Here is a 22,744-nt window from a genome sequence, read left to right on the forward strand (position 1 = left end):
TCCTAATGATCCTTTCCCTGAACTTTCAATCTTGCAACGTTATGAAATCAGAAAGTGAAGGAGTCAGGGGTCAAGTCTTCTGGCTGGAAGGTAACCAGATGCCAACCATTTCAGAGGATGGAAGCCAGGTCAGAAAGGGAAAGCAAGCCATACAGCGAACTATAATCATTTATCCTTTGACAAAACTTGAAGATGCTCAATTGGTGGATGGACTTTTCAAATCTCTGGCAACTGACCCAATTAAGGAAGTGACCACGGATGAGAATGGAAACTTCTCCCTAAAACTTGAGCCAGGTGCATATTCTTTTTTTACAAAGGAAGAAGAAGGCTTATTTGCCAACCGATTTGATACGGAGGGAAACATCCAGCCAGTTTATATTTCCAAGGGCGAATGGACTGAATTGGAAATTCTGGTAGATTACAAAGCAGCCTACTGATTCTAGAAAAACCCTCATTGAATTAATAAATTTTATCTATTGATTTTCAATGTGTTATAACTTTTTTAGAAAAAAAACCAAATTTTTTACAATAACTGAGCAACCTATTTGGCGAAGCTGACATCTACCTAATTGAAAGCCAACCAACATGTTTAACAACACAGATTTTTCGGAAGAAGCTGGACTCATTCAGGGGTGTCTGAAAGGGGATCGACTCGCTCAGAGACATTTGTATGAGTCCTACTCCGGAAAATTTCTGGCAATCTGTCTACGATACCTCAAGGACAGAGAGCATGCTGAAGATGTGATGATCGAAGGTTTTATGAAGATTTTCGACAAACTACCTCAGTACCAGGCTAAGGGAAGTTTCGAAGGATGGATGAAAAGAATTATGGTAACACAAGCTTTGATGAAATTAAGAAGTAGTAAACACTTAATGATGGAAGTGAATGTGGAGCAGGATTCATCTTTTCCAGATAATCATCACTATGAAACCAACCACCTGGAAGCGGAAGAGCTCATGACCTTAGTCCAAAGCTTGCCCGTTGGATATCGGACCGTTTTTAACCTCTATGCGATAGAAGGTTACTCTCACAAGGAAATTGGAGAGCTATTAGGAATAACGGAAAGCACCTCGAAGTCCCAACTCAACCGGGCTCGAAATGTGTTAAAAAATCAGATTATCGCCCAACAAATAAAAGAAAGGAAAATCAATGGCTAACGCACCTAATAATTTGGACAAGCTTTTCGAAGAGAAGCTTAACCAACACGAAATCAAGCCTAGTCAATTGGCCTGGGAAAGACTGGAGAACCAATTGCCAAAAAAGAAAAAAGAGCCCAAGACTTACTGGTGGGCAGCGGCAGCAGCGGTTCTATTGCTCGGAGTCAGCTACTTCATATTCCAGACTTCAGATCAAACTGAAACTGGAGATTTTGTCGCAGAGCAAAGCAAACCTTCAGTAGAAGAAATAATTAAAAACCCAGTGACTGAAACTCAGGATAACCAGGTAAGCAATTCGGAAACTTTCGAAGAGGCACCAAAAACTCAGGACTCTGAAAACAAGCCCCTTCCCGAAGAAATCCAAAAGAATGAAGTGGTAAATAAACCAATGGAGTTTGTAGCGGTGAACACTCCTAAAAAGGAGGAAGAAAAAACCAAGGAGGAGATTGAAGTTACACCTGAAATTAAGGAGGAAATTGAAGTGATGACTCTTGACGTAAGTAGGCCATTAATCGCTGAAGTCCCTCTTGAGTTAACTGAAATAGAAACTGAAGATGATCCTGAAGCAACTTCTCCTAATGAAAATACAGGCTACAAGCTGACCATTATTTCTGATGGAATTAAAGACACTCCAAATAATAATTTGATCGCTGGTATAGGGAAAAGGGTAAATCAGGTTGAAGGACTTCTTGGAAAGGCTGGCCAGGGCTTTGGTGAGCTCCAGGAAAAGAAGAATGATTTCTTCAATAACCTAATCAGCAAAAAGGACAAAGAGACAGAAAAACCATAAAACATAAACCACCAACTAATTAAAACACACTATCATGAAAAAGTACTTGCTATTGTTTTGCCTGATGGCGCTAGTTCAAGTAGGATTTGCAGGAACCCTGCCATCCTCTGATCACAAGATATCCTCAGATTCAGTGATCGTAGAATTCGGAAAATCCGGAAAAGTAGTCATCATCGTTGACAACAAAGAGGATTTTGAAAAGCTCAAGTCAATGAATATCAATGAAATCATTCGAGAGCTAGATCTCGCTGAGAATGAAGAAACAGGAGACTTAACCATCGTAGAAATCCGGGATAAGGATGGAAATACGAAGGAAGTGGTTCGAGTGAGCGAAGATGGAATGAACACCGAAGTATACATCGGGGGAATGAGAGTCTTTGTAGATGATTCCGGGGTTAATACTAAAGTCAAAGTCGAATCCGGCCTCAAAAAGAAATCTGACCCACCCTTCCGAACCTATTTTGACCTGGATCTCGGAGTAAACAACTACCTGGATCCTAGTGGAAGTTTCCCAACCTCAGATAACCCATACGCTGTGAAAGGATGGGGAAGCTGGAATGTGGGCTTGAATTGGATGGCCTCACAGAGAATCTCCAAAGGGTTCTATTGGGACTTCGGATTAGGATTCAATTTCTACAACTTCAAGTTTGAGAACAGGGACTTCCAAGCAGTAAGAGGAGAGGACATGATAGAATTTGTTCAGCGAACCGATGTAGATGGATTCAAAAGTAAAATTTCCGCATCCTATTTAATGGCTCAGACTATGCTTGAGTTGGACTTTGGTAGAATGAATGACAATGGCAACAGAGGTCTTCGAATAGCTGCGGGAGGATACGCAGGTTACAGATTAGGAGGTCAGTCCAAGTTTGTGTACAGAGAAATCGGCGGATCCGGTCGTAAAAAGGATAAGGAATCTACCGGGCTTTTCCTGAATAACTTCAGATATGGAGTGAGAGGCGAGATCGGGTTCAGAAGCCTTACCTTCTTTACCACCTATGATTTGAACACACTTTTCCAGGATGATAAAGGTCCGGAATTGCAGGCTATTACATTCGGAATCGTTTTGTAAACTAAACCAAATGGGGAAGGTCTTTCTTCCCCTTAATTTTTGAATTATGAAGACTTTTCTATCGCTTTGTATGCTTCTATTGATTTCTGTAAGTGCTTTGGCACAAACAGAACCAGAGAAACCCAAAAATCCAAAGAAACCTTCTGAACCTGATACAGTGATCTACACAAAAGATAAGGTGATCAAGGTTTTTGGGGACACCTGGTCCTACACTCAGACGGAAGATGGGAAATGGGTTCTCGATTTTGAGGAGGGAGACGGAAATGAGGTTAAAATCAAATCCAGAAACAGAAATAGTTTCAGAGGCGGAATAGCTACAGACCTGGGCATCAATATCTGGCCACAAGACAGTGAAGCTCCGCAGGTAAAACCATGGGGATCCTGGAATTTTGCATTGAACTTAATTGGAACGCAATCATTTGGGAGAAACTTTGAAATCAAAACTACAGCAGGAGTATCCTGGTACAACTTCAAATTTGAAGACAAAAACACCATCACTGTTAAAACCCCGGATGGGTTAGAGTTTCAAGAATTTGACGGAGATGGCATTGGCACAAAATCCAAAATCTCAGCCTCTTTTGTGAATATCACTATGGTCCCTACCATTAAAACCAGTAATCAAAAATTAAGACTGGGTGTAGGTGCTTATGCCGGCTATAGAATCGGTGGGCGAGGAAAATTCGTTTACGATGATAATGATGGAAACAAGCAGAAACTCTACGAGAAATCAAATATGTATGTAGAAGATTTTAGGTATGGGGTGCGAGGAGAAGTAGGAGTGGGATCCATCAACTTTTACATAAATTATGACTTAAACAACCTATTCCAAGAAAATCTAGGACCTCAGGTTCAGGCGATTAGCTTTGGAATTACCTCAAATGATTTAGACTAAACAACCTACACATGATGAAAACTTACACAAAATCAATTTTCGCTACTGCAATATTGGCCATGATTGCAGTCAGTGCATTCGCCCAGGACGTCCTGGTCGACGTGACCAAAAACTACTCTAATATTTCAAGAATCGAAGTTGAAGGAGGATGGCTAGATGTAAACTATGAAGGAGGATCTAGTAGCGACGTAGAAGTAGAAGCCTTCTTAAAATCTAGTGATGATGATCAAGACATTATCTTTGTAACCGTCGGTGATGTCCTGAAAATTCAATACAAAAGGGAGCGTAACAGTTACTCATGGAATAATAAAAATGAAGGATACATAAATATCACCGGACCCAATGAAATCGAGATTGATGTAAAAAATAGCTCTGGAACAATAGCCGTATCCAAAGTAAGTAGTGATCATACAAAGCTTAGCGTCAGTTCTGGAAAAGTAACTGCAATGGATATTGGAGGAGATCTTACGATCAAAGCTACTTCCGGAAATCTTAAGGTAAGTGGTGTAAGTGGGGACGTGATTGCCGGTGTGACTAGTGGAAATGCTGACATCGAGGATGTCGGAGGATCTGTAGATTACAAAGCCACCAGTGGTAGTCTTTCTGCGAATAATGTGGATGGAAAGCTTAGTGTTCAACTTACCTCAGGTAATGCAAAGCTGGAAAATATTGGTGAACTCGGTAAGCTAAAATTCACCTCAGGAAATATCCGAGCTGAAAATGCGGGGCTCGGTCCTGATACTTCTTTCAGCGGAACTTCAGGGGGATTTAGAGTGACTACCCCCACCAATCTCCAAGATTTCAATTACAATCTAAGGGCATCATCGGGAAGAGTTTCGGTCGGGGGAACTTCTACCAGTAAAACCCTTAAAATCGATAATGGCGCTTCTTCGACCATAGAAGGAAATATTTCTTCCGGAAGAATAGTCATTGAAAACTAATCAGGTTCGACCTGGACAGGTTAAAAAGCGCTCAATCATGAGCGCTTTTTTTATATTTATTCAGGCCGGGATGCTTGTCGGATTAAATCTCCCTCAGCCTTACCAAGCTTCATGGTCCTGATAATTCGATCTGGGCTAGGCTTTGCCAGTGAGAAAAAGACCAAGGTCACTGCAAAAAAAACTACGAAAAGAGGATTTTTAAATAGCAAAAGCCCCACAGCATCTACCAAGCATGAAACTGTCAAGATATGAATACGCTGTAGTGATGCCTCGCTGTAAATAATCATTTTATGATGAAGATCTTTACTCTCAAACACAGCTTTAAAACGCTTTCTATAGAGGAAAAATTGAGCCAATAAAAGAAATAGCCCTAAGGCTACTAATGCGATTTCCACATTGGATGAAAGTGCAGGAAGTTCCCAGTTGAGGTTACCTGAATTATAATATAGATAAACCACACCAAAGAGAGGAAGTGTGATGCCTAGCATAATGAGTAACCTTACTTCTACTTTTTTATAAAGCTTTCTTAAATCACTTACCTCCACAGCTTTATTCGATCGTAACCTTAACATCATCTGTCAAGGGCTTAGAAACACAACAAAGTATATAGCCTTGTGACTTTTCCTTATCGCTAAGGCCGGCATCTTCTACCATCTTTACTTCTCCACTTAAAAGCCTTCCCCTACAAGCAGTGCATAGCCCACTTTGGCAACTGTAAGGCATATCTAATAACTGATCTAATCCCGCCTCTAGGATTGTACTGTCTGGAGAAACCTGAACCTTATTTTCCTCTCCCTCCAAAATCACTGTGACCTCCCTCGTTAGTCCTCCGGAAGCCACGGCGCTCGCCTTTTCATCCTCTACAGCTGATGAATAAAAGCTTTCCTGATGAATTCTGGATTTTTCAATTTCCAAATCTTCCAAAACATCAGTCGTTTGATTCATGATTCCTTCCGGACCACAGACAAAATACTCTTTCTCAAAGGTCTCATCAGCTTCGGCTTTTGCCACCTCACTTCTGATCAGCTCCTTGGTAATCCTACCGGTGATTCCATTCCATCCTGGTTCCGGCTGACTCAATATGTGGATCACTTCTAGCCTATTCGACTCTTTTTTGGCCAATTCAGCCAAAGCCTCTTTAAAAATTATTTGCTCCTCATTTCTACTGCAGTAGAGTAGAGTGACTTTAGATTTAGGCTCATTAATTAAAGTAGATTTTAAAATCCCCATAATCGGAGTAATTCCACTTCCACCTGCTACCATAACCAAATGACGCCTATTTTGAGAGTGGAAGTCCGTAGTAAAATTCCCCATAGGCAAAAGGGAATTAATTGTTTTACCAGGAAAAACCTTCTCATTCAAATGATTTGAAAAAAGTCCACCATCCACTTTTTTTACCGAAATCCCTGGAAATGGATCCACATATGGCGAGGTGCATAAACTATAAGACCGTCGTTGTTCTTTACCTTCAAACTCCATTATCAAGGTTAAGAACTGACCTGGCTTGTACTCCAAATGGGGTTCTGGCTGCTCAAAATACAAGGTGACGGTATCCGGAGTCTCACGAACCACCTCCCGTACTTTCAGTCCCAAATGGGTGTTTGCCTTGTTTTCTGGTTTCTTCTTTTTGAATAGATTAAACATTGCGGTCTTTTAGCTCTTTTGAAATTTGGGCAAAAATAAGATTCCATATTTTATAAAACCCTTTTTTGCGATAATCCTTCAGTTAACACCTCTTTTTGGAAACTGGTTTGCCAAAGCTTCAAAAATTCACCCTTTTCATGAGTTGAGGCTTCATTTTAAGGAAGAAAATCTAACTTTGTGATCCTCAAACCAGACCTCACCAATAAGACTTTATCATCATGGAATTGAATGCCTTAACAGCCGTAAGTTCAGTAGATGGGCGCTATGCCGGAAAAACTGCTGAGCTAAGAGCATATTTTTCTGAATTTGCACTGATCAAATATCGGGTGCATGTAGAAATCGAATACTTTATCGCTCTTTGTGAATTTGGGCTTCCCCAGCTTAAAGAGTTTGATTCTGGCTTTTTTCCAGAGCTGAGACAAATCACTAAGGATTTTTCACTTGGTGATGCGAAAAAAATCAAAGAGACCGAAAAAGTAACCAACCACGATGTAAAGGCAGTGGAATATTTCATTAAGGAAAGGTTTGATGAATTAGGTCTTGAAAAGTATAAGGAGTTCATTCATTTTGGGTTGACTTCACAGGACATTAATAATACAGCAACTCCTTTGATGCTGAAAGAGGGTTTGGAAAATGTGATTATCCCAAATCTAAATGAGGTTCTAAATCTATTGAAGGCAAGAGCTCAGGAATGGGCGGCAGTGTCGATGTTGGCAAAAACTCATGGACAACCTGCCTCTCCTACCCGACTTGGGAAAGAAATCGAAGTTTTCGTAAACAGGCTTGAGAAGCAATTAGAGCTTTATTCCCAAATTCCATTCTCTGCTAAGTTCGGTGGAGCAACTGGAAATATGAATGCCCATGTGGTAGCCTACCCTGAATTAAAATGGAATTCCTTCGCGGAGAATTTCGTGGATAAATTTTTGGGTCTAACCAGAAGTTATCCAACTACCCAAATAGAACATTACGACAATCTCGCTGCAGTTTTTGATTCATTGAAAAGATTAAACACCATTCTCCTCGACTTATCTAAGGACGTATGGCAATACGTGGCGATGAATTATTTTAAGCAAAAAATAAAAGCGGGTGAAATAGGCTCCAGTGCTATGCCCCATAAGGTCAATCCTATCGACTTCGAAAACGCAGAAGGGAACCTGGGGATTGCTAATGCCTTGCTGGAACATTTGTCAGCAAAACTCCCTATTTCGAGACTTCAAAGAGACCTGACCGACAGCACCGTGCTTAGGGTCATTGGAGTTCCTTTGGCACACATGCAGATTTCTTTTGAGTCTTTGAAAAAGGGCTTGAATAAGCTAGAGTTGAATAAAGATGCCATTGATTTCGATTTGGAGGAAAACTGGGCTGTAGTAGCTGAAGCCATCCAGACCATTCTCCGCAGAGAGGGTTACCCAAAACCATATGAAGCGTTGAAGGATCTCACCAGAACCAATGAAAAAATCACCAGTGAGTCCATTAGCAATTTTATTCAGGGATTGAACGTCTCCGATGAAATCAAAGAAGAGTTAAGCAAGATCACTCCATTTAATTACACCGGATTATAATAAGGGAGGCTTCGCAAAACCCTTTTATTATTCTGTACTAAATCTGTAAATAATCTCGTGGGTATATTTTTCACCAGGCCGAAGAATAGGGCTGGGGAAATTCTCGTGATTGATGGCGTCAGGCCAGTTTTGTGATTCAAGGCAAAAGCCCCAATGTTTTTCATAGATTTTGCCTCCTGCACCTTCAAACTCATTAATGAAGTTGCCTGTGTAGAATTGCACGCCAACATTATCAGAGTACATTTCCATTTTTCTGCCTGATTCCGGATGAAGAACCGTCACGAAATGCTCCATTTCTGAAGAAGGCTCTAATTTCATGATCATATTATGATCAAAACCTTCTCCATTGGCTTTAATTTGATCACCTAATAGCTTTGGAACCCGGAAATCAAAGGCGGTGCCATTGACATCTTTAATTTCTCCCGTCGGTATCAACTCATCATCTACTGGTGTATAAGCGTCCGCATGGAAAGTGAATAAATGGTCCAACACGTCCCTTTGGATCCCCCCAAGATTGAAATAAGTATGGTTCGTTAGATTTACTATGGTAGACTTATCGGTGGTGGCTTCAAAGCGAATTCTCAATTCATTATTTTCGGTAAGACCCATATACATGGTTGTAGTTAATTCACCCGGGAAACCCTCCTCTCCATCTGGACTGACATAAACCATTTTGACGCCGACTTCATTTTCGAGCTCATAAATTTCGCCGGACCAGACTTTTTTGTTAAAACCTTCAAGACCGCCATGCAAAGTATTTTGCCCGTTGTTTCTGGCAAGGGTGTAAGTTTCTCCATCCAAAGTAAAACTGGCACCTCCTATCCTATTCGCTACTCTTCCGGCAGTAGCTCCAAAAAATGGATTTGGTTTAGATAAAAAGTCTTCAACATTTTCCATAGTCAAAGCAACGTTTTCTAAATTTCCTTCTCTATCCGGCACCCAAATTTTATAAACAAGCCCACCATAATTACTCAGTTCTAGTTTCATGTCCTGATTTTCTAGAACATAAATCATGACATCTTCGCCATTATGTTCAGCTACTTTTTCTTGTTTAATCATAAGTGTTTTTTCTTGTTCGTCTAATTCTTGAATTTCCACCTTCGCCTCTTCACATGAGAGTAAATTGACTGATGTAAAAAGACATAGACCTATTGTGATTTTGCTGAATAAATAATGTCTTAAATGCTTTGAGGTCATTTTCGCTGGTGGTTTATTTCAATTTTCTTCAATTCGGACTGTAATCTTTCCCGGTCGAAAACTTTACCCCGGATAACTACATAAAGAGGATCCTGCATAGTTTTAAGGTTTTCTAAAGGATTTTCAGCTACCATGACAAAATCAGCAGCCATACCCTCTTTGATTTTCCCCCATTCTTCCTCTTTCCCCATATACTTCGCCGGTTCTATAGAGCCGGTTTTAAGGATTTCATAATTCGACATCCCTGCATCAGCCATCAATTTTATTTCATGATGGATGGAGAAGCCCGGCACATTAAAAACCTGCGGACTATCCGAAGCCATAATCATAGGTACTCCTGATTGATGAAGTTGCATAAAAAGTTTTTCACGAAACTGAAGGTAAGGCTCCACATTTTCCTTCGATAGTACTCCAGAACGCTCTAATTGCTTTTTACTTGTTACCCATTGATATATAAGCGAACCGGGCAAATACTTCATTTCAGGAGCCTGACTAAATTCATCCGCTGGGATGTAGCCAAAATACCGATCAAATAGGGTAAGTGTGGGAGCGATATATGTTCCCTCATCCAGAGTTTGGTCGATCAAACCTGGGAGTTTATCCATTTCGACCATACCGACTAGTTTCAAGTTAAAAGGACCTGAGGTAGTCGGATCGATTATTACATCATCCGGAAGCAAGGCTTCCAGATATCCGTCAATATGCTCCACAGATTTATAGCCACTCGCCAGGGCATTTTCCAGACCTACTTCCAAGGGAACGTGTCCGCCAAAAGGAATTTCGGCTGCCTTGGCTGCTTTGGAAATGGCCATCATTTCATCCAGTTTTACACCCGGATGAATCTTTAAGTGGTCAAAGCCATCTGCTTTTTGCTGATTGACCATTTCCACCGCCTGTGAGGGGCTACTCACTGAGTTTCCATTAAAGCTAGGGCCAGAAATAAAAACTCTTGGACCATCAATCACACCGGAGTTCACTCTTCTACGGAGATCCAAGTGAGTTGGGTGGCCGAGCATTGACCTGATCCTAAGTACCCCATTTGCGAGATACAGCCACATAGATTCTTCTTGAAGCTGGGTACTTCCGTCATTCGCTACAGGAAGATGCGCGTGAAATTCAGCCAATCCGGGAAAAACATATGCTCCGTTTGCGTCGATCACCCTTTCCGCCGTCATCCTCGGGGTCCGGGCATTCAGTGGTATGATTCTTTTTATTTGTCCATTTTCTACATAAATGGCGTGATTCTCAAGAACCTCTTCTCCATCCATGGTGACTATGTGGGCATTGGTCACTAAAATGTCCTGAGAGAAACCCTGTGAGACCAAAAAAACTAAAAATGCTAAAAGCAGTAGTATACGTTTCATAGTATATCTGGGTCTATACTTCTATAAGTTCTTCCTTTGATTGCATTTATGCAACCGTAGTTTACTTTATTTCAGCACAGTTAAGGATGTAGTCCATTGCCTTTGAGAAAATGGCCTCCGGACTCTCATCAATCGAAAGACAAATACCTTCACTGGGTTTCTCCCAAATCTCAAATTGAGAGGAAAGCATGGATGCCTTCATGTAATGATTCTTTCTTTTTTTCATTCGCTCCCAAATCAAATCTTCAGAGCCAATAAGATGTATCCAGATAATTTCATTTGATTTTGCCAAGACCTTTCTGTAAGCCTCTTTCAAAGCAGAACAGCCCAAAACTGCACCACCTTTGTCCTTGTGAAATTCTAATTGATCAGCCAGTCTTTCTAGCCAAGGAATTCGGTCCTCGTCTGTCAAAGGAATCCCATTACTCATTTTGGCTATATTCTCTTTGGTATGAAAATCATCCGCATCGAAGAAAGGTATTTCAAGATGAGACGAAATCATATGACCTATGGTCGTTTTGCCGGTTCCGGATACCCCAGTAACAATTATGAGCATAATCCAAAAATGCTAAAAATTCCAAGAGGTCTATGCAACCTCAAAAAATAAGTGAATCTTCCAGCTCATACTTTTTAAAGTAAAAAGGCAAAATGTTAAGACTTTATTAATTTTTTTATAAAAGTATCTTTTATTCAAAAACTTTTTTTAATTTTACAAAGAAATATAAATTGTAGTCAAACATTCTTAATTCAAAAGATAATTTGCTCTTAAAGCCATTTAAAAGATAATTTTTGGCTTTATGAGAATTTTGAGAAAATGAAGTTTTATTTGGCTTAATCCAGCAGCTCAAAATCTATAAACCTATGTTAGCTAATTACCCACTTTCAGAAGTAGAAAAAGCTTTTCTAAAAGAATCAGGTGTTGATAAGATTTCAACGCTCATACCCTACTTGACGGTTGACAATTTCCCAAAGCTTGGGCTGCTTACAGCATGCCGATTTCTGGAGTGGGTAGCTGCTAATCCAAATGGAGTAATTTCACTGCCTACAGGTAAAACACCAGAATTCTTCATTAAGTGGACTCAGTTTTTATTAACAAACTGGGATAATAAAAAAGGAAAAGAGGTCAGATCTAAGTATGGACTTGGAGACACCCCAAAGCCTGTCCTAAAGGATTTAACCTTTGTCCAGATTGACGAATTTTATCCTATTTCTTCGAAGCAAGCCAACAGCTTCTATGATTACGTCAACAAATTCTATCTTGAAGGATTTGGCCTATCTAAAGAAAAAGCAATCCTCATTAATTCGGATGAAATCCCATTAGCTAATGGCATGTCTTATTCTGAAGTTTTTCCAGAATTAAAAGTTGATTTATCCCTAAGATTCCGTGAGCCGAAGACCCCTCTAGAAGCATTGCAGCAAGAATCCATTTATAAAATAGATCAATGGTGCGGGGAATATGAGCAAAGAATCCGTGACGCCGGTGGAATCGGTTTCTTCCTAGGTGGAATAGGACCTGATGGTCATATCGCCTTCAATACCAGGGGTTCTCATTTATATTCAGTAACCAGACTGACAGAAACGAATTTTGAAACTCAAGCTGTAGCCGCTGGAGACCTTGGTGGAATTGAAGTCTCGGCTAATCGATTGGTGATTACCATTGGATTGGACACCATTGTTTACAATAAAGATGCAGTCGGAATAATCATCGCAGCTGGCGAGGCGAAGGCACAAATTGTAAAGGATTCTCTTGAGACAGAGATGAACAATGTGTATCCCGCTACAGTCCTGCAAAAACTTAAAAACGGTCGATTCTATCTAACCAAAGGTGCCGCTGTAAGATTAACCGACTCAGTGGACGCCTATTATGAAAAAGGTGAGTGGACTTGGGAAAAAACAGAAAGATCTGTTATGGATCTTTGTAAAAAGCTTCAAAAATATGGTCACAGATTAAAGTTGTCTGAATTAAAGGCTGATAAATACACCAGCATGATTCCTGACCTCTCTGAAGACACCGTAAATCAGGTTATCGCTAGTATTGATGCCAAGATCGCCAGAGGACTGGAGCGAGAAACAGATGAAGTTTTACTTCATACCGGACCACACCATGATGACATTTCTCTCGGTATACTTCCACATATTACCAAACAGCTAAATGAACCCAGCAATGAGGCTCACTTTTCTGTTCTGACCTCAGGCTTTACAGCTGTGACAAACACATTTGTAATTGATACACTTCAGCACACCAAAAAACTTTTGGATAATGGAGAAATACAAATGGTGCATTATGAGGACTTCTTCAAAATCGGATATTCTCTAAAAACCGATAAAGATGTCTACCACTATCTAACCAACGTGGCTTCGGAAAACCCTGAAGAGCGCTTAAGGGGACTTTGCCACAGAGTGGTTCGTGCCTTGGTGATTGTATTCGAAATACCAAACAAAACCCGTCTTCGTGAAACGATCAATGATGTGATCAGTATTCTGAAAAATAGCTATGATGGGGAAAAGAACCCTGCTAAAATCCAAAAGCTGAAAGGAATGATCAGGGAATTCGAAGAGGAACTAGTATGGGCCCACTTTGGAGTGCAGGTCAAGAATGTTCACCACTTAAGGCTCGGGTTTTACACCGGAGATATTTTCACCGAACAGCCAGATAAGGACCGAGACGTGGAACCAATCGTGGATATGTTCAGAAAGATCAAACCCACAAAAATTAGTCTCACCCTAGACCCTGAAGGTTCTGGTCCTGATACCCATTACAAAGTCCTTCAAGCAACAGCTGCAGCAGTTAAAAAATGGGGAGAAGAGCATGACACGAGCGAGTTAAGAATAATAGGTTACAGAAACGTATGGTTTAAATTTCAGCCATACGAAGCAAACGTGATCGTTCCGGTATCTCTGAGTGATTTATCAGTAATGGAAGATTCATTTGCTAACTGTTATCTAAGCCAGGTGAATGCTTCTTTCCCGAGTTATTCGCATAATGGAAAGTTTAGCACCGTAGCAAAACGTACTTGGGTAGAACAATTAAATAATGTTCAACTCTTGCTAGGCAAAAACTTCTTTTATCTACACGATAGAGCCGATGTAAGAGCAAGTCATGGGTTGATTTTCTTCCGAGATATGAATGTGGAAGAATTCCTTGCCACTGCTCGAGAATTGGAAAAATCTATCGAAGGAATGCTATAAAAAAGAACTTATCATTCCAACAATATCGGGTAATAGAAAGTAAGCCTTACAAGTAAAATCATTTTAGAGTTTAATCAATGAAACAACCAATCCTGGGAATTGACATCGGAGGAACCGGCATTGTAGCAGGGGTTCTCGTGGATGGACATTTGGAAGAGGTGAGATCCATACCCACCCCGGCCAATGAGTCCCAGGAAGTAGTTTTAAATGCAATTGCAGAATTCATTGAGGGTTTTATGCATCACGACTTGTTAGGGATAGGAATTGGAATTCCTGGATTGGTCGATGTTGAAAATGGTATTGTACTGAATCTCTCCAATATTCCTGCATTTCAACATGTTCATTTAAGGGAGTTCCTGGAGAACCGATTTAGAAAGCCTGTTTTTATAAATAATGATGCCAACTGCTTTGCACTCGGAGTGCAAAAATATGGGGTAGGAAGGCCATATAAGAACCTGGTTGGAATTACCCTCGGAACTGGTGTAGGTGGGGGAATAGTGATCAACGGACACTTGTATTCAGGTGTTTTCTCTGCAGCCGGAGAATGGTGCAGCGCACCGTATCTGGACCACGATTTTGAATATTACTGCAGTGGAAAATTCTTTAATCAGGTCTATAAAGAAAAGCCAAAAACTCTGGCTAAAAAGGCGGAAAAGGGAGATTTAATAGCCATCCGCGCTTTTAATGAATATGGAAAGCACTTGGGGGCTTTGATAAAACATATTTTATATGCCTTTGCTCCTGAGGCCATTGTATTAGGCGGTTCTATTCGAAAGACCTACCCACATTTTCAGGAATCACTTTTTGAATCTCTAAAAGACTTCAGATACCCTCAGGTAATACAAAGGACTAAGATTCTGATTTCAGAGCTCGATGAAACAGCAGTTCATGGCGCTGTAGCATTAGTCGAGGATGAGGTGGAAATTATCCCTGCCGTCAAATAGCAATTACTTCTTTACTCATTTTTTGATTCGTTCCTAAATCGAAATGCTTTAATTGGGACAAAAAAGAACTTATGTCTGATTCAAATCTGCTAAAGGTTGCCCTCGCACAAATTTCTCCTGTTTGGCTAAGAAAATCTCAAACTCTTGAAAAAGTAAAACAAACCATTTCAGAGGCATCTGATCATGGAGCAGAATTGGTGATTTTTGGAGAAGGGCTGGTTCCAGGATATCCCTTTTGGCTACCTATTACCAATGGTACAGCTTGGGATGATTCAATTCAAAAAGAAATTCATGCTCACTATGCGAGAGAAGCCGTGCAGATTGAAAAAGGCGACCTGGTAGAAATACAAGCTCTCTCGAAAGAAAAGGGTATAGCTGTTTATCTGGGAATCATTGAGCGCCCTTCAGACCGTGGAGGGCATAGCCTTTATTGTTCTTTAGTTTATATTTCCTCGAATGGCGAAATTAAGTCCGTTCACAGAAAGCTTCAACCTACCTACGACGAACGACTAACTTGGTCACCAGGTGATGGTAATGGACTCCAGGTTCACCCGTTGAAGAATTTTTCTATTGGAGGTTTGAATTGCTGGGAAAACTGGATGCCACTGGCCAGGACCGCACTTTATGGATTGGGTGAAAATCTGCACGTGGCCGTTTGGCCGGGAGCAGTTCGAAATACCGAAAACATCACCCGAATGATTGCTCAAGAATCACGCTCTTTTGTTATCTCTGTTTCGAGCATCATGAGAAAAACAGATTTCCCCTCTGAAACTCCTCACCTCGAAAAGATCCTGGCAAAATCACCAGAAGTGCTCGCAAATGGAGGTAGTTGCATTGCTGGCCCGGATGGCAACTGGATTCTTGAGCCCAAAGCTGATTTTGAAGGACTTCTTTATGAAACTTTGGATTTTAATCGTGTTTTGGAAGAAAGGCAGAACTTTGACCCTGTAGGACATTATTCACGCCCAGATGTTCTGCGCCTTCATGTTAATCGGGAGAGGCAGCACTCAGTTGACTTTGACTGAAACTCAACTCTTCTAACCCTGTCCCCTACCGGACTCTTCTAAAGGAATATCTGTCAAATCCTGAACTCGAACGGGCCTACCGGATTCAATACTATTTCTAGCGGCAATTCCTACCAAAATCGACATTGCTCCATCCCTGCTCCCTGCTGATTGGCGATAGGGATCTGCCATATTAGGATCCTTAAATAGTTTATCCTTCAGACGGGTATCTCCTCCACCATGTCCACCTCCACCATGTGGAATTACGATTTTTTTGCGTTCGCCAAAATTGGTGGTTAGATAGATGTCATCCTGAGAAGGCTCTTCCCATGGTTGTCTTTCCTTGATCCAGGCTTCAAGCCTTCCTTTGGTTCCGTTGAATGCAATCCTATAGCCCTCATAAGGTGAATAAGTAGTGAGGGAATAACTCACCTGAACCTCATTTTTATACTTGATTTGCACAGCCATCTTATCGTAGATATCAATATCCTCACGGAATACACATCCATCACGATGATATCCATCATAGGATTCATTTTTTACATAAAGATTCACGAGATGTTCATTTCTTGTGATATCCCAATGAAAATTACATTTCTCTTTGAATTCACATCCCCGGCAGGTAGTCCCTCGGAAAGGACCATTTTTCCCATAGAATTCAAGTTTGCCATAGGCAAAAACTTCTTCAGGATCAGAATCAATCCACCAATTCAAAAGATCAAAATGGTGGGTAGACTTATGAACAAGAAGGGTTCCCCCAAACTCCTTTTTTCTATGCCATCTTCGGAAATAATCTGCGCCATGGTACACATCCAGATACCAGTGAAAATCTACGGAGGTCAAATCACCAATAGAACCATCGCGAAGGAGTTCAAAAAGTTTTTGACGATGAGGTGAATACCGATAATTAAAGGTTACAATCAACCTCTTTCCGGAAGCTCGTTCGGCATCGAGAATTGCCTGACACTTAGCTTCATCCGTGGTCATAGGCTTCTCAGAAATCACATTCATTCCTGCATTTAGGCCTTTTATGATGTATTCGTGATGAGTACTATCCATTGTGGTGACAATGAGAAGGTCGGGTTTTGCTTCAGCAATCATCTGATCAGCATCCAAAAAAGTAGGGCAATCCACACCAATAAACTCCTTAGCATAGGCAAGGCGACCTTCATTTATATCAGAGAGTCCCACGAACTCCACCAAATCATCGTAAACCCTCTTGACATCTCTACCAAACATTCCACACCCCCTGATTCCTGTTCCCACCAGGGCGATCTTCATTTTTTCAGTCTTTTCAGACCAAAGGCTTAAAGCTTCCGCAACTGGATGTACAAAAAAAGAACCTGCCAAAAGAGACACCGAGGTAGCGATAAAATTACGTCTTGATTGTTTCTGATCTTCTGTCATAGGTAAAAGCATTTAAAGTCAGAATATACAGGAAATCCTTCAATCAAAGGAGCCTTTTCAGCTTATAGGAATTTCTTAAGGATAAATGGCAACAAATGGAGAATTAGACCCTGAATTGAATTAATTTAGATTCTCAAACCTATTTTATGGAAACTGCAATCTCGATGAAAGGCCTATTTAGAATAAGCCGCCCTATCAATTTGTTGATGGTGGCTTTTGCCCAATTCATGGCGGCCTACTTTCTCGTGATAACAGACCAAAATGGGAATCCTGTAGCGGCAGATCCCAAACTTTATCTTTTGATCCTTTCCACCCTGATCATTACTGCTGCCGGTTATATGATCAACGATTACTATGACGTGAAGATAGATTATGTCAATCGTCCAAACGAAGTCATTGTGGGGAAAACTATCAAAAGAAGAGTAATCATAGTTCTTCACACTTTCTTAAACTTTAGTGGAATTGGACTTGGCTACCTTGTCTCCCCGCGAATCGCATTGGTAAATTTTGCAGCGGCTTTTTTACTATGGCTTTACAGTAATGAGCTAAAAAGAAGGCCATTTATCGGGAATTTTGTAGTGGCTTTGCTGACAGCTTTGGCCATATTTATGGTCGGGATTTATTACCAGAAATCAGAATTATTGATTTTCACTTATGCTGTTTTTGCCTTTTACCTGAACCTAATTCGGGAAATAATTAAGGACATAGAAGATAGGCAGGGGGATAGAAAACATGGCTGCAGAACACTCCCAATTGCGATTGGATTTCGAAAAACCAAGGAAGTGATCTTTGTAATCGCTTTCTGCTTTGTAGTTTCCATCATACTCATCACATTGGCCCTAAATCAAAAAGACCTCTACTTGTATTTTGGTGGCCTAGGGATTTTCTTCCTCTACTTCTTATATAAAATTTATCTGGGAGATCGTAGAGAGCACTTTACTGAGCTCAGTAAATATGCCAAAATCTTAATGCTGATCGGAACAATCAGTATGGCATTCCTTTAATCCGTCAAATTCTCTATTTTTATGTATTTCAAGCAATTATTTAATTCCATGAAGACATTTTTATCTCTCTTAGTCATTCTCGTTTTTCAGTTATTCTCAAACTCTGTTTTCTCTCAGGAGTCAGACTATGAAATCATTGCAAATCGGGTTTTTGATGAATATCAGAAGTCCATGGGTACCGAAGACCTGGACGAAAGGGTGGCAAGCTACCTTGAAGATATAAAAGCAGATGGTTCCTGGCCGGACCTAGAATATAGTTCCAAATCGATGACGGGTTGGGACCCAGACAAGCACATCAAACGACTAGGTTCACTGACCAAAGCATACACGCGAACTGATAGTAAATACAACAAAAGCCCAGAGGTCCATACCAAAATCCTCAGTGCAATCGATTTTTGGAATAATCTGTCCCCAGAACCCACATCAGACAACTGGTGGTGGACCAGTATCAGTCTTCCAAAAGAGATAGGTCAAATACTCATCGCGCTAAGAAAGGCTGAAAATGGTATTTCAGAAGAACAAGAAAAAGGATTGCTGGAGTGGATGAATAAAACGGTTTCGATTTATAAAAGTCCAGGTTCGGAAGGCTCTAACCTTACAGATATTGCCCAACATATGATAATGCAGGCAGTCTTAACGGACAATCCGGAATTAATGGATGAAGCAATATCTGAAGTTTCCAAGTCCATCAAAATCACAACTGGAGATGGAATTCAAAGGGATATGTCTTTTCATGCCCATGGTCCGGAACTGTACATTCATGGCTACGGGCGAGAGTATTTGCTAGGCATTAGAAACGTGGCGGTGTATACTAAAGGAACGCAGTTCGCGATCGCTCCAGAGAAGATTGCCTTGATTTCTGATTTTATGAGAAATGGATACCTCAATGTAATCCGGGGAAGATATGTAGATCATGCCGTTTTGGGGAGAGGAGTGGCAGTAAAAAATAATGTGCGAACGAGCTCCGCTTTGGTCAAGCAAATTAGGGATATAGATATTGACGAGCATCGCGAGGAGTATAATCAAGCTATAGCTAGAATTGAAGGGAAAGCAGATCCAGGAGAAGGTGTAAAACCCTCCAACACATATTACTGGAGATCAGATTACATCATTCATCATCGCCCAGAATTCATGGTAAGCGTGAATGTGGCATCGAAAAGAACCATACGAACCGAATCCGGAAACGGAGTGAATCTTTCTCCACAGTGGATGACCGAAGGAGCAATGACAATTGCTGTGAAGGGGGATGAGTACTATAATGTTTTTCCGAACTGGCAGTGGTACAGAATCCCTGGAACCACTACGCCCGAAAATAAAAAACTGAAGAAAAGAACCAATTGGGTTGCCGAACCGGGTAAAGCAGATTATGTAGGAGGAGTGAGCGATGGACTGAATGGTATTTCCGCCTTTTTGATGGATGATTATAGTACTCAAGCGAGAAAATCCTGGTTTTTCTTCGATGATTTGATCGTATGTCTGGGAACAGGTATTGGATCCAGCCGAACCGAAAAAATCGCCACGAATATCAATCAGGTGAAGTTACGAGGAGATGTCTGGGCTGATAGCGGAGCTGGTTTCAAAAAAATGGATAAAGGCCTCACACAGTTTTCTGACCCCGTAAAATGGATTTATCATGATGGAGTTGGGTACTATTTTCCCAAAGAGCAAAATGTGGTCCTATCCGCTCAAAAACAGGATGGTTCGTGGTCCGAGATCACCAAAAACGGTTCCAAAGACCCAATCGATTTGGAGATTTTCAATTTGTATATAGATCATGGGGTTAAGCCACAATATAACTCCTATGAGTACATACTTGCACCGGGAGTTCCAAATCAATCTGCTGCTGGAGAAAAACCCGTTGATCAGATAGAAGTCTTAAGCAATAAAACCTTTGCCCAAGTGGTGAAAGATGAGAGAACTGAGCTTTATGGGATGGTTTTCTATGAGAAATCTAGCTTTGATTGGGATGAGAACTCAGTTAGCGTAAGTCATCCTTTAATTCTTCAATTGAAGAAAAAATCGAATGAGGAATGGGAACTTCATGTTGCTGAACCTACCCAATTAATTAAAGGCGAGGTAAGTATAAGGGTAAAATTTGGATCCAAATCAAAGACCATAAAATTTGAATTACCAGAAGGTGACCTCGCCGGGTCCACCCTATCCGAAACATTTTCACTTTAAACTTTTCAGAGTTTCCAAGGAAACCCATAAGTATTCCTATTTCCAATCGTTTAGATAATTTCTAAAAAACATTTCCTAGTTGAAGCGTAGTAAAATTATAGCAATTAAAATCGGATCCAATGTTTTGACCCAATCTGATAGTAATCCTGATTTATCCAGGATGGAAAATCTTGTATATCAGGTAAAAACACTTCAGGATCTAGGAAAAAAAGTGATCCTGATAAGTTCAGGTGCTGTTGCTTTTGGGAGACAAATACTGAAACCAAAGAAGAAGCTTAACGCAGTTCTCAAAAAACAGCTTTGGGCATCAATTGGCCAGATAGAGCTAATTCATGAGTATCAGAGGCTTTTTGGAAAACAGGGTTTGCACTGTGCGCAAATACTGGTAACCAAGGAAGACTTCAGAGACAGAAAGCATTTTCTGAATATGAAGAACTGCCTCGAAGGACTCTTGGAGGAAGGGGTTATCCCAATCATTAATGAAAATGACACCATTGCGATCACGGAGCTGATGTTTACGGATAATGATGAGCTTGCCAGTTTAGTAGCGGCTATGATTAATGCCGATACCCTAATTCTTTTAAGTAATGTGGATGGAATTTATGATGGTGATCCTTCAAACCCGGATTCAAAATTGATTTTAAAAGTGAATTCTGAATCGAGAATATCAAAAGATCTGATTTCACCAACCAAATCCTCTTTTGGGAGAGGTGGGATGATGAGTAAATATACCATGGCAAAAAAAGCCGCGAATCTGGGGACCCAAGTAGTCATTGCTAATGGTACCAAAGACAATATCTTACCCAATATTTTAGAGGGAAAAGCAGTATTCACCTGGTTTGAACCAAAGATTACCAAGCAGGGAGCAAAGAAATGGCTCGCTCATGGGGAATCTTATTACAAAGCAACCGTGGTGATCAATTCTGGTGCTAAAAAGTCATTACATTCGGATGTAATAAGAAGTTTATTGCCAGTGGGTGTGGTAAAAATTGAAGGTGATTTTGTCAGGGGAGATATTCTGAAGATTTGTGATGAGGAGGATAATGCTCTGGGCTTAGGAAGAGCGGAATATGGTTCAAGCCTGGCAAAAGAACGAATTGGCCATCAAAAACAAAAAGCACTAATTCATTACAACTATTTATACCTGTTTGAGGATGAGTAAATACCAATTCATATTTGAAGAGACCAAAAAATCAAGTAAAAAGCTGCTGTCATTTAGTGATGCAATATTTCAGAAAGTCTTGAACGAACTAGCTGACCTCACCTTGGAACAATCGGAGTTTTTGGTGGCTGAGAACCGCAGAGATCTGGATAGAATGAGTTTGGATAACCCCATGCGTGACAGGTTGGAATTGAACTCAGATCGTATTTCGGGGATATGCGAAGAGTTAAGAAATGTAGCTGCACTGCCTTCGCCTTTGAATAAAGTTTTGGAAGAAAAGACACTTGAAAATGGACTGGTGATAAAAAAAGAATCGGTTCCATTGGGGGTTTTAGGGATTATCTATGAATCCAGACCTAATGTCACTTTTGACGTATTTGCTTTAGCGCTAAAATCTGGAAATGGACTTTTGCTGAAAGGTGGTTCAGACGCGGAATTTTCGAATATCGCAATCATGCTTCTCATCCATAGAGTACTGGAAAGAAACGGAATTCCCAGGGAAGCCTTCCAGCTTCTACCTGCGGAAAGAGAAGCCACCAAAGAACTTTTGGAGGCTTTTGGTTACGTTGATGTCATTATTCCCAGAGGCTCACAAAATCTGATCTCCTTCGTTCGGGATAAAGCGAAAGTACCTGTAATCGAAACTGGGGCAGGAATCGTTCACACATTTCTTGATCACCAAGCCGATCTGGAAAAAGCAAAGGCCATAATACTTAATGCCAAAACCCGCAGACCGAGTGTTTGCAATTCATTGGACTGCCTGATCGTTCATGAATCACAGCTCACGAATTTGAATGAAATACTTGAACCCCTGATTAAAAATGGTGTACAGGTTTATGCAGATAAAGATTCCTTTGAAGCCTTGGGTTCTCATCCTTCCATTTCAAGGGCAAGGGTGGAGCACTTTGGTACGGAGTTTCTAAGCTTAAAGCTATCCATAAAAACCGTCAAAGATTTAGATGAGGGACTGGATCATATAGAGCACTTTTCATCAAAACATTCAGAAGCAATTATTTCGACCAATGAGCATTCGATTAACCGATTTCTTCAAGAAGTTGATGCAGCGGCAGTATATGTGAACGCCTCCACAGCATTTACTGACGGGGCCCAATTTGGATTAGGGGCTGAGATCGGGATTAGTACTCAAAAGCTACATGCACGGGGGCCCATGGCACTTAATGAACTGACTACTTACAAATGGAAAGTGATAGGTGAAGGTCAAATACGCCCATAAAT

Annotated in this window: 20 protein-coding genes; 14 read left to right on the forward strand and 6 right to left on the reverse strand. The window is 40.7% G+C overall.

Annotated elements, in window-relative coordinates:
• Window positions 1-41: 41 nt before the first annotated feature.
• The 6 genes from QVH07_RS02005 to QVH07_RS02030 all read left to right on the forward strand — a co-directional run bounded on the left by QVH07_RS02005 (window position 42) and on the right by QVH07_RS02030 (window position 4,850).
• Complete coding sequence (locus tag QVH07_RS02005; protein ID WP_289998455.1) at window positions 42-437, forward strand: carboxypeptidase regulatory-like domain-containing protein; 396 nt, start codon at window positions 42-44, stop codon at window positions 435-437.
• 148 nt (window positions 438-585) lie between these two features.
• Window positions 586-1,158 carry an RNA polymerase sigma factor gene (locus tag QVH07_RS02010; RefSeq protein ID WP_289998456.1) on the forward strand — a complete coding sequence of 191 codons (573 nt, stop codon included), beginning with the start codon at window positions 586-588 and terminating at the stop codon, window positions 1,156-1,158.
• Window positions 1,151-1,948 carry a hypothetical protein gene (locus tag QVH07_RS02015; RefSeq protein WP_289998457.1) on the forward strand — a complete coding sequence of 266 codons (798 nt, stop codon included), beginning with the start codon at window positions 1,151-1,153 and terminating at the stop codon, window positions 1,946-1,948. Before QVH07_RS02010 ends, QVH07_RS02015 begins: the two co-directional genes overlap by 8 nt.
• A gap of 34 nt (window positions 1,949-1,982) precedes the next feature.
• Window positions 1,983-3,017, forward strand: a complete 1,035-nt coding sequence (locus QVH07_RS02020; protein WP_289998458.1) for a hypothetical protein — start codon at window positions 1,983-1,985, stop codon at window positions 3,015-3,017.
• A gap of 46 nt (window positions 3,018-3,063) precedes the next feature.
• A complete protein-coding gene (locus QVH07_RS02025; protein WP_289998459.1) occupies window positions 3,064-3,909 on the forward strand; it encodes an outer membrane beta-barrel protein in 846 nt (281 codons plus the stop codon).
• Between the two features lie 11 nt (window positions 3,910-3,920).
• Window positions 3,921-4,850: a DUF4097 family beta strand repeat-containing protein gene (locus QVH07_RS02030; protein ID WP_289998460.1), complete on the forward strand. Its 930-nt coding sequence runs from the start codon at window positions 3,921-3,923 to the stop codon at window positions 4,848-4,850.
• Between the two features lie 56 nt (window positions 4,851-4,906).
• On the opposite strand, the gene QVH07_RS02035 is transcribed toward QVH07_RS02030, so the two are convergent.
• Window positions 4,907-5,425: a hypothetical protein gene (locus QVH07_RS02035; protein ID WP_289998461.1), complete on the reverse strand. Its 519-nt coding sequence runs from the start codon at window positions 5,423-5,425 to the stop codon at window positions 4,907-4,909.
• Complete coding sequence (locus QVH07_RS02040; RefSeq protein WP_289998462.1) at window positions 5,400-6,494, reverse strand: ferredoxin--NADP reductase; 1,095 nt, start codon at window positions 6,492-6,494, stop codon at window positions 5,400-5,402. The genes QVH07_RS02035 and QVH07_RS02040 overlap by 26 nt, the downstream gene beginning before the upstream one ends.
• A gap of 218 nt (window positions 6,495-6,712) precedes the next feature.
• Between QVH07_RS02040 and purB the strand changes: the two genes are divergently transcribed.
• On the forward strand, window positions 6,713-8,056 hold the full coding sequence (purB, locus tag QVH07_RS02045; protein WP_289998463.1) for an adenylosuccinate lyase: 1,344 nt from the start codon (window positions 6,713-6,715) through the stop codon (window positions 8,054-8,056).
• A gap of 27 nt (window positions 8,057-8,083) precedes the next feature.
• Here purB and QVH07_RS02050 read toward each other — a convergent pair whose 3' ends face one another.
• From QVH07_RS02050 to QVH07_RS02060, 3 genes are all read right to left on the reverse strand, one after another.
• Window positions 8,084-9,253 carry an aldose epimerase family protein gene (locus QVH07_RS02050; RefSeq protein WP_289998464.1) on the reverse strand — a complete coding sequence of 390 codons (1,170 nt, stop codon included), beginning with the start codon at window positions 9,251-9,253 and terminating at the stop codon, window positions 8,084-8,086.
• Entirely contained in the window at window positions 9,250-10,617 is a 1,368-nt protein-coding gene (locus QVH07_RS02055) for an amidohydrolase family protein (RefSeq protein ID WP_289998465.1), read from the reverse strand. The genes QVH07_RS02050 and QVH07_RS02055 overlap by 4 nt, the downstream gene beginning before the upstream one ends.
• A 61-nt stretch (window positions 10,618-10,678) precedes the next feature.
• Window positions 10,679-11,173: a gluconokinase gene (locus QVH07_RS02060; RefSeq protein ID WP_289998466.1), complete on the reverse strand. Its 495-nt coding sequence runs from the start codon at window positions 11,171-11,173 to the stop codon at window positions 10,679-10,681.
• 305 nt (window positions 11,174-11,478) lie between these two features.
• On the opposite strand from QVH07_RS02060, the gene QVH07_RS02065 reads away from it, so the two are divergent.
• The 3 genes from QVH07_RS02065 (at window position 11,479) to QVH07_RS02075 (ending at window position 15,775) form a co-directional block, all read left to right on the forward strand.
• Window positions 11,479-13,806 (forward strand): glucosamine-6-phosphate isomerase, encoded by a 2,328-nt coding sequence (locus QVH07_RS02065; RefSeq protein WP_289998467.1) that lies wholly within the window; start codon window positions 11,479-11,481, stop codon window positions 13,804-13,806.
• 77 nt (window positions 13,807-13,883) lie between these two features.
• Window positions 13,884-14,750, forward strand: a complete 867-nt coding sequence (locus QVH07_RS02070) for an ROK family protein (protein WP_289998468.1) — start codon at window positions 13,884-13,886, stop codon at window positions 14,748-14,750.
• A 71-nt stretch (window positions 14,751-14,821) separates the two neighbouring features.
• Window positions 14,822-15,775: a carbon-nitrogen hydrolase family protein gene (locus QVH07_RS02075; RefSeq protein ID WP_289998469.1), complete on the forward strand. Its 954-nt coding sequence runs from the start codon at window positions 14,822-14,824 to the stop codon at window positions 15,773-15,775.
• Between the two features lie 12 nt (window positions 15,776-15,787).
• Here the strand turns inward: QVH07_RS02075 and QVH07_RS02080 are convergent, their stop codons facing one another.
• On the reverse strand, window positions 15,788-17,161 hold the full coding sequence (locus QVH07_RS02080) for a Gfo/Idh/MocA family protein (RefSeq protein ID WP_289998470.1): 1,374 nt from the start codon (window positions 17,159-17,161) through the stop codon (window positions 15,788-15,790).
• Between the two features lie 146 nt (window positions 17,162-17,307).
• Between QVH07_RS02080 and QVH07_RS02085 the strand changes: the two genes are divergently transcribed.
• The 4 genes from QVH07_RS02085 to QVH07_RS02100 all read left to right on the forward strand — a co-directional run bounded on the left by QVH07_RS02085 (window position 17,308) and on the right by QVH07_RS02100 (window position 22,742).
• The gene (locus tag QVH07_RS02085) at window positions 17,308-18,165 is read left to right on the forward strand and encodes a geranylgeranylglycerol-phosphate geranylgeranyltransferase (protein ID WP_289998471.1); all 858 of its coding nucleotides are present in this window, start codon (window positions 17,308-17,310) and stop codon (window positions 18,163-18,165) included.
• 48 nt (window positions 18,166-18,213) lie between these two features.
• Entirely contained in the window at window positions 18,214-20,346 is a 2,133-nt protein-coding gene (locus QVH07_RS02090; RefSeq protein WP_289998472.1) for a polysaccharide lyase family 8 super-sandwich domain-containing protein, read from the forward strand.
• Between the two features lie 79 nt (window positions 20,347-20,425).
• Window positions 20,426-21,508 (forward strand): glutamate 5-kinase, encoded by a 1,083-nt coding sequence (gene proB, locus QVH07_RS02095; protein WP_289998473.1) that lies wholly within the window; start codon window positions 20,426-20,428, stop codon window positions 21,506-21,508.
• On the forward strand, window positions 21,501-22,742 hold the full coding sequence (locus QVH07_RS02100; RefSeq protein WP_289998474.1) for a glutamate-5-semialdehyde dehydrogenase: 1,242 nt from the start codon (window positions 21,501-21,503) through the stop codon (window positions 22,740-22,742). The genes proB and QVH07_RS02100 overlap by 8 nt, the downstream gene beginning before the upstream one ends.
• The last annotated feature ends 2 nt before the right edge of the window (window positions 22,743-22,744 follow it).

The organism is Algoriphagus sediminis, assembly GCF_030403435.1.
GTDB classification, from domain to species: domain Bacteria; phylum Bacteroidota; class Bacteroidia; order Cytophagales; family Cyclobacteriaceae; genus Algoriphagus; species Algoriphagus sediminis.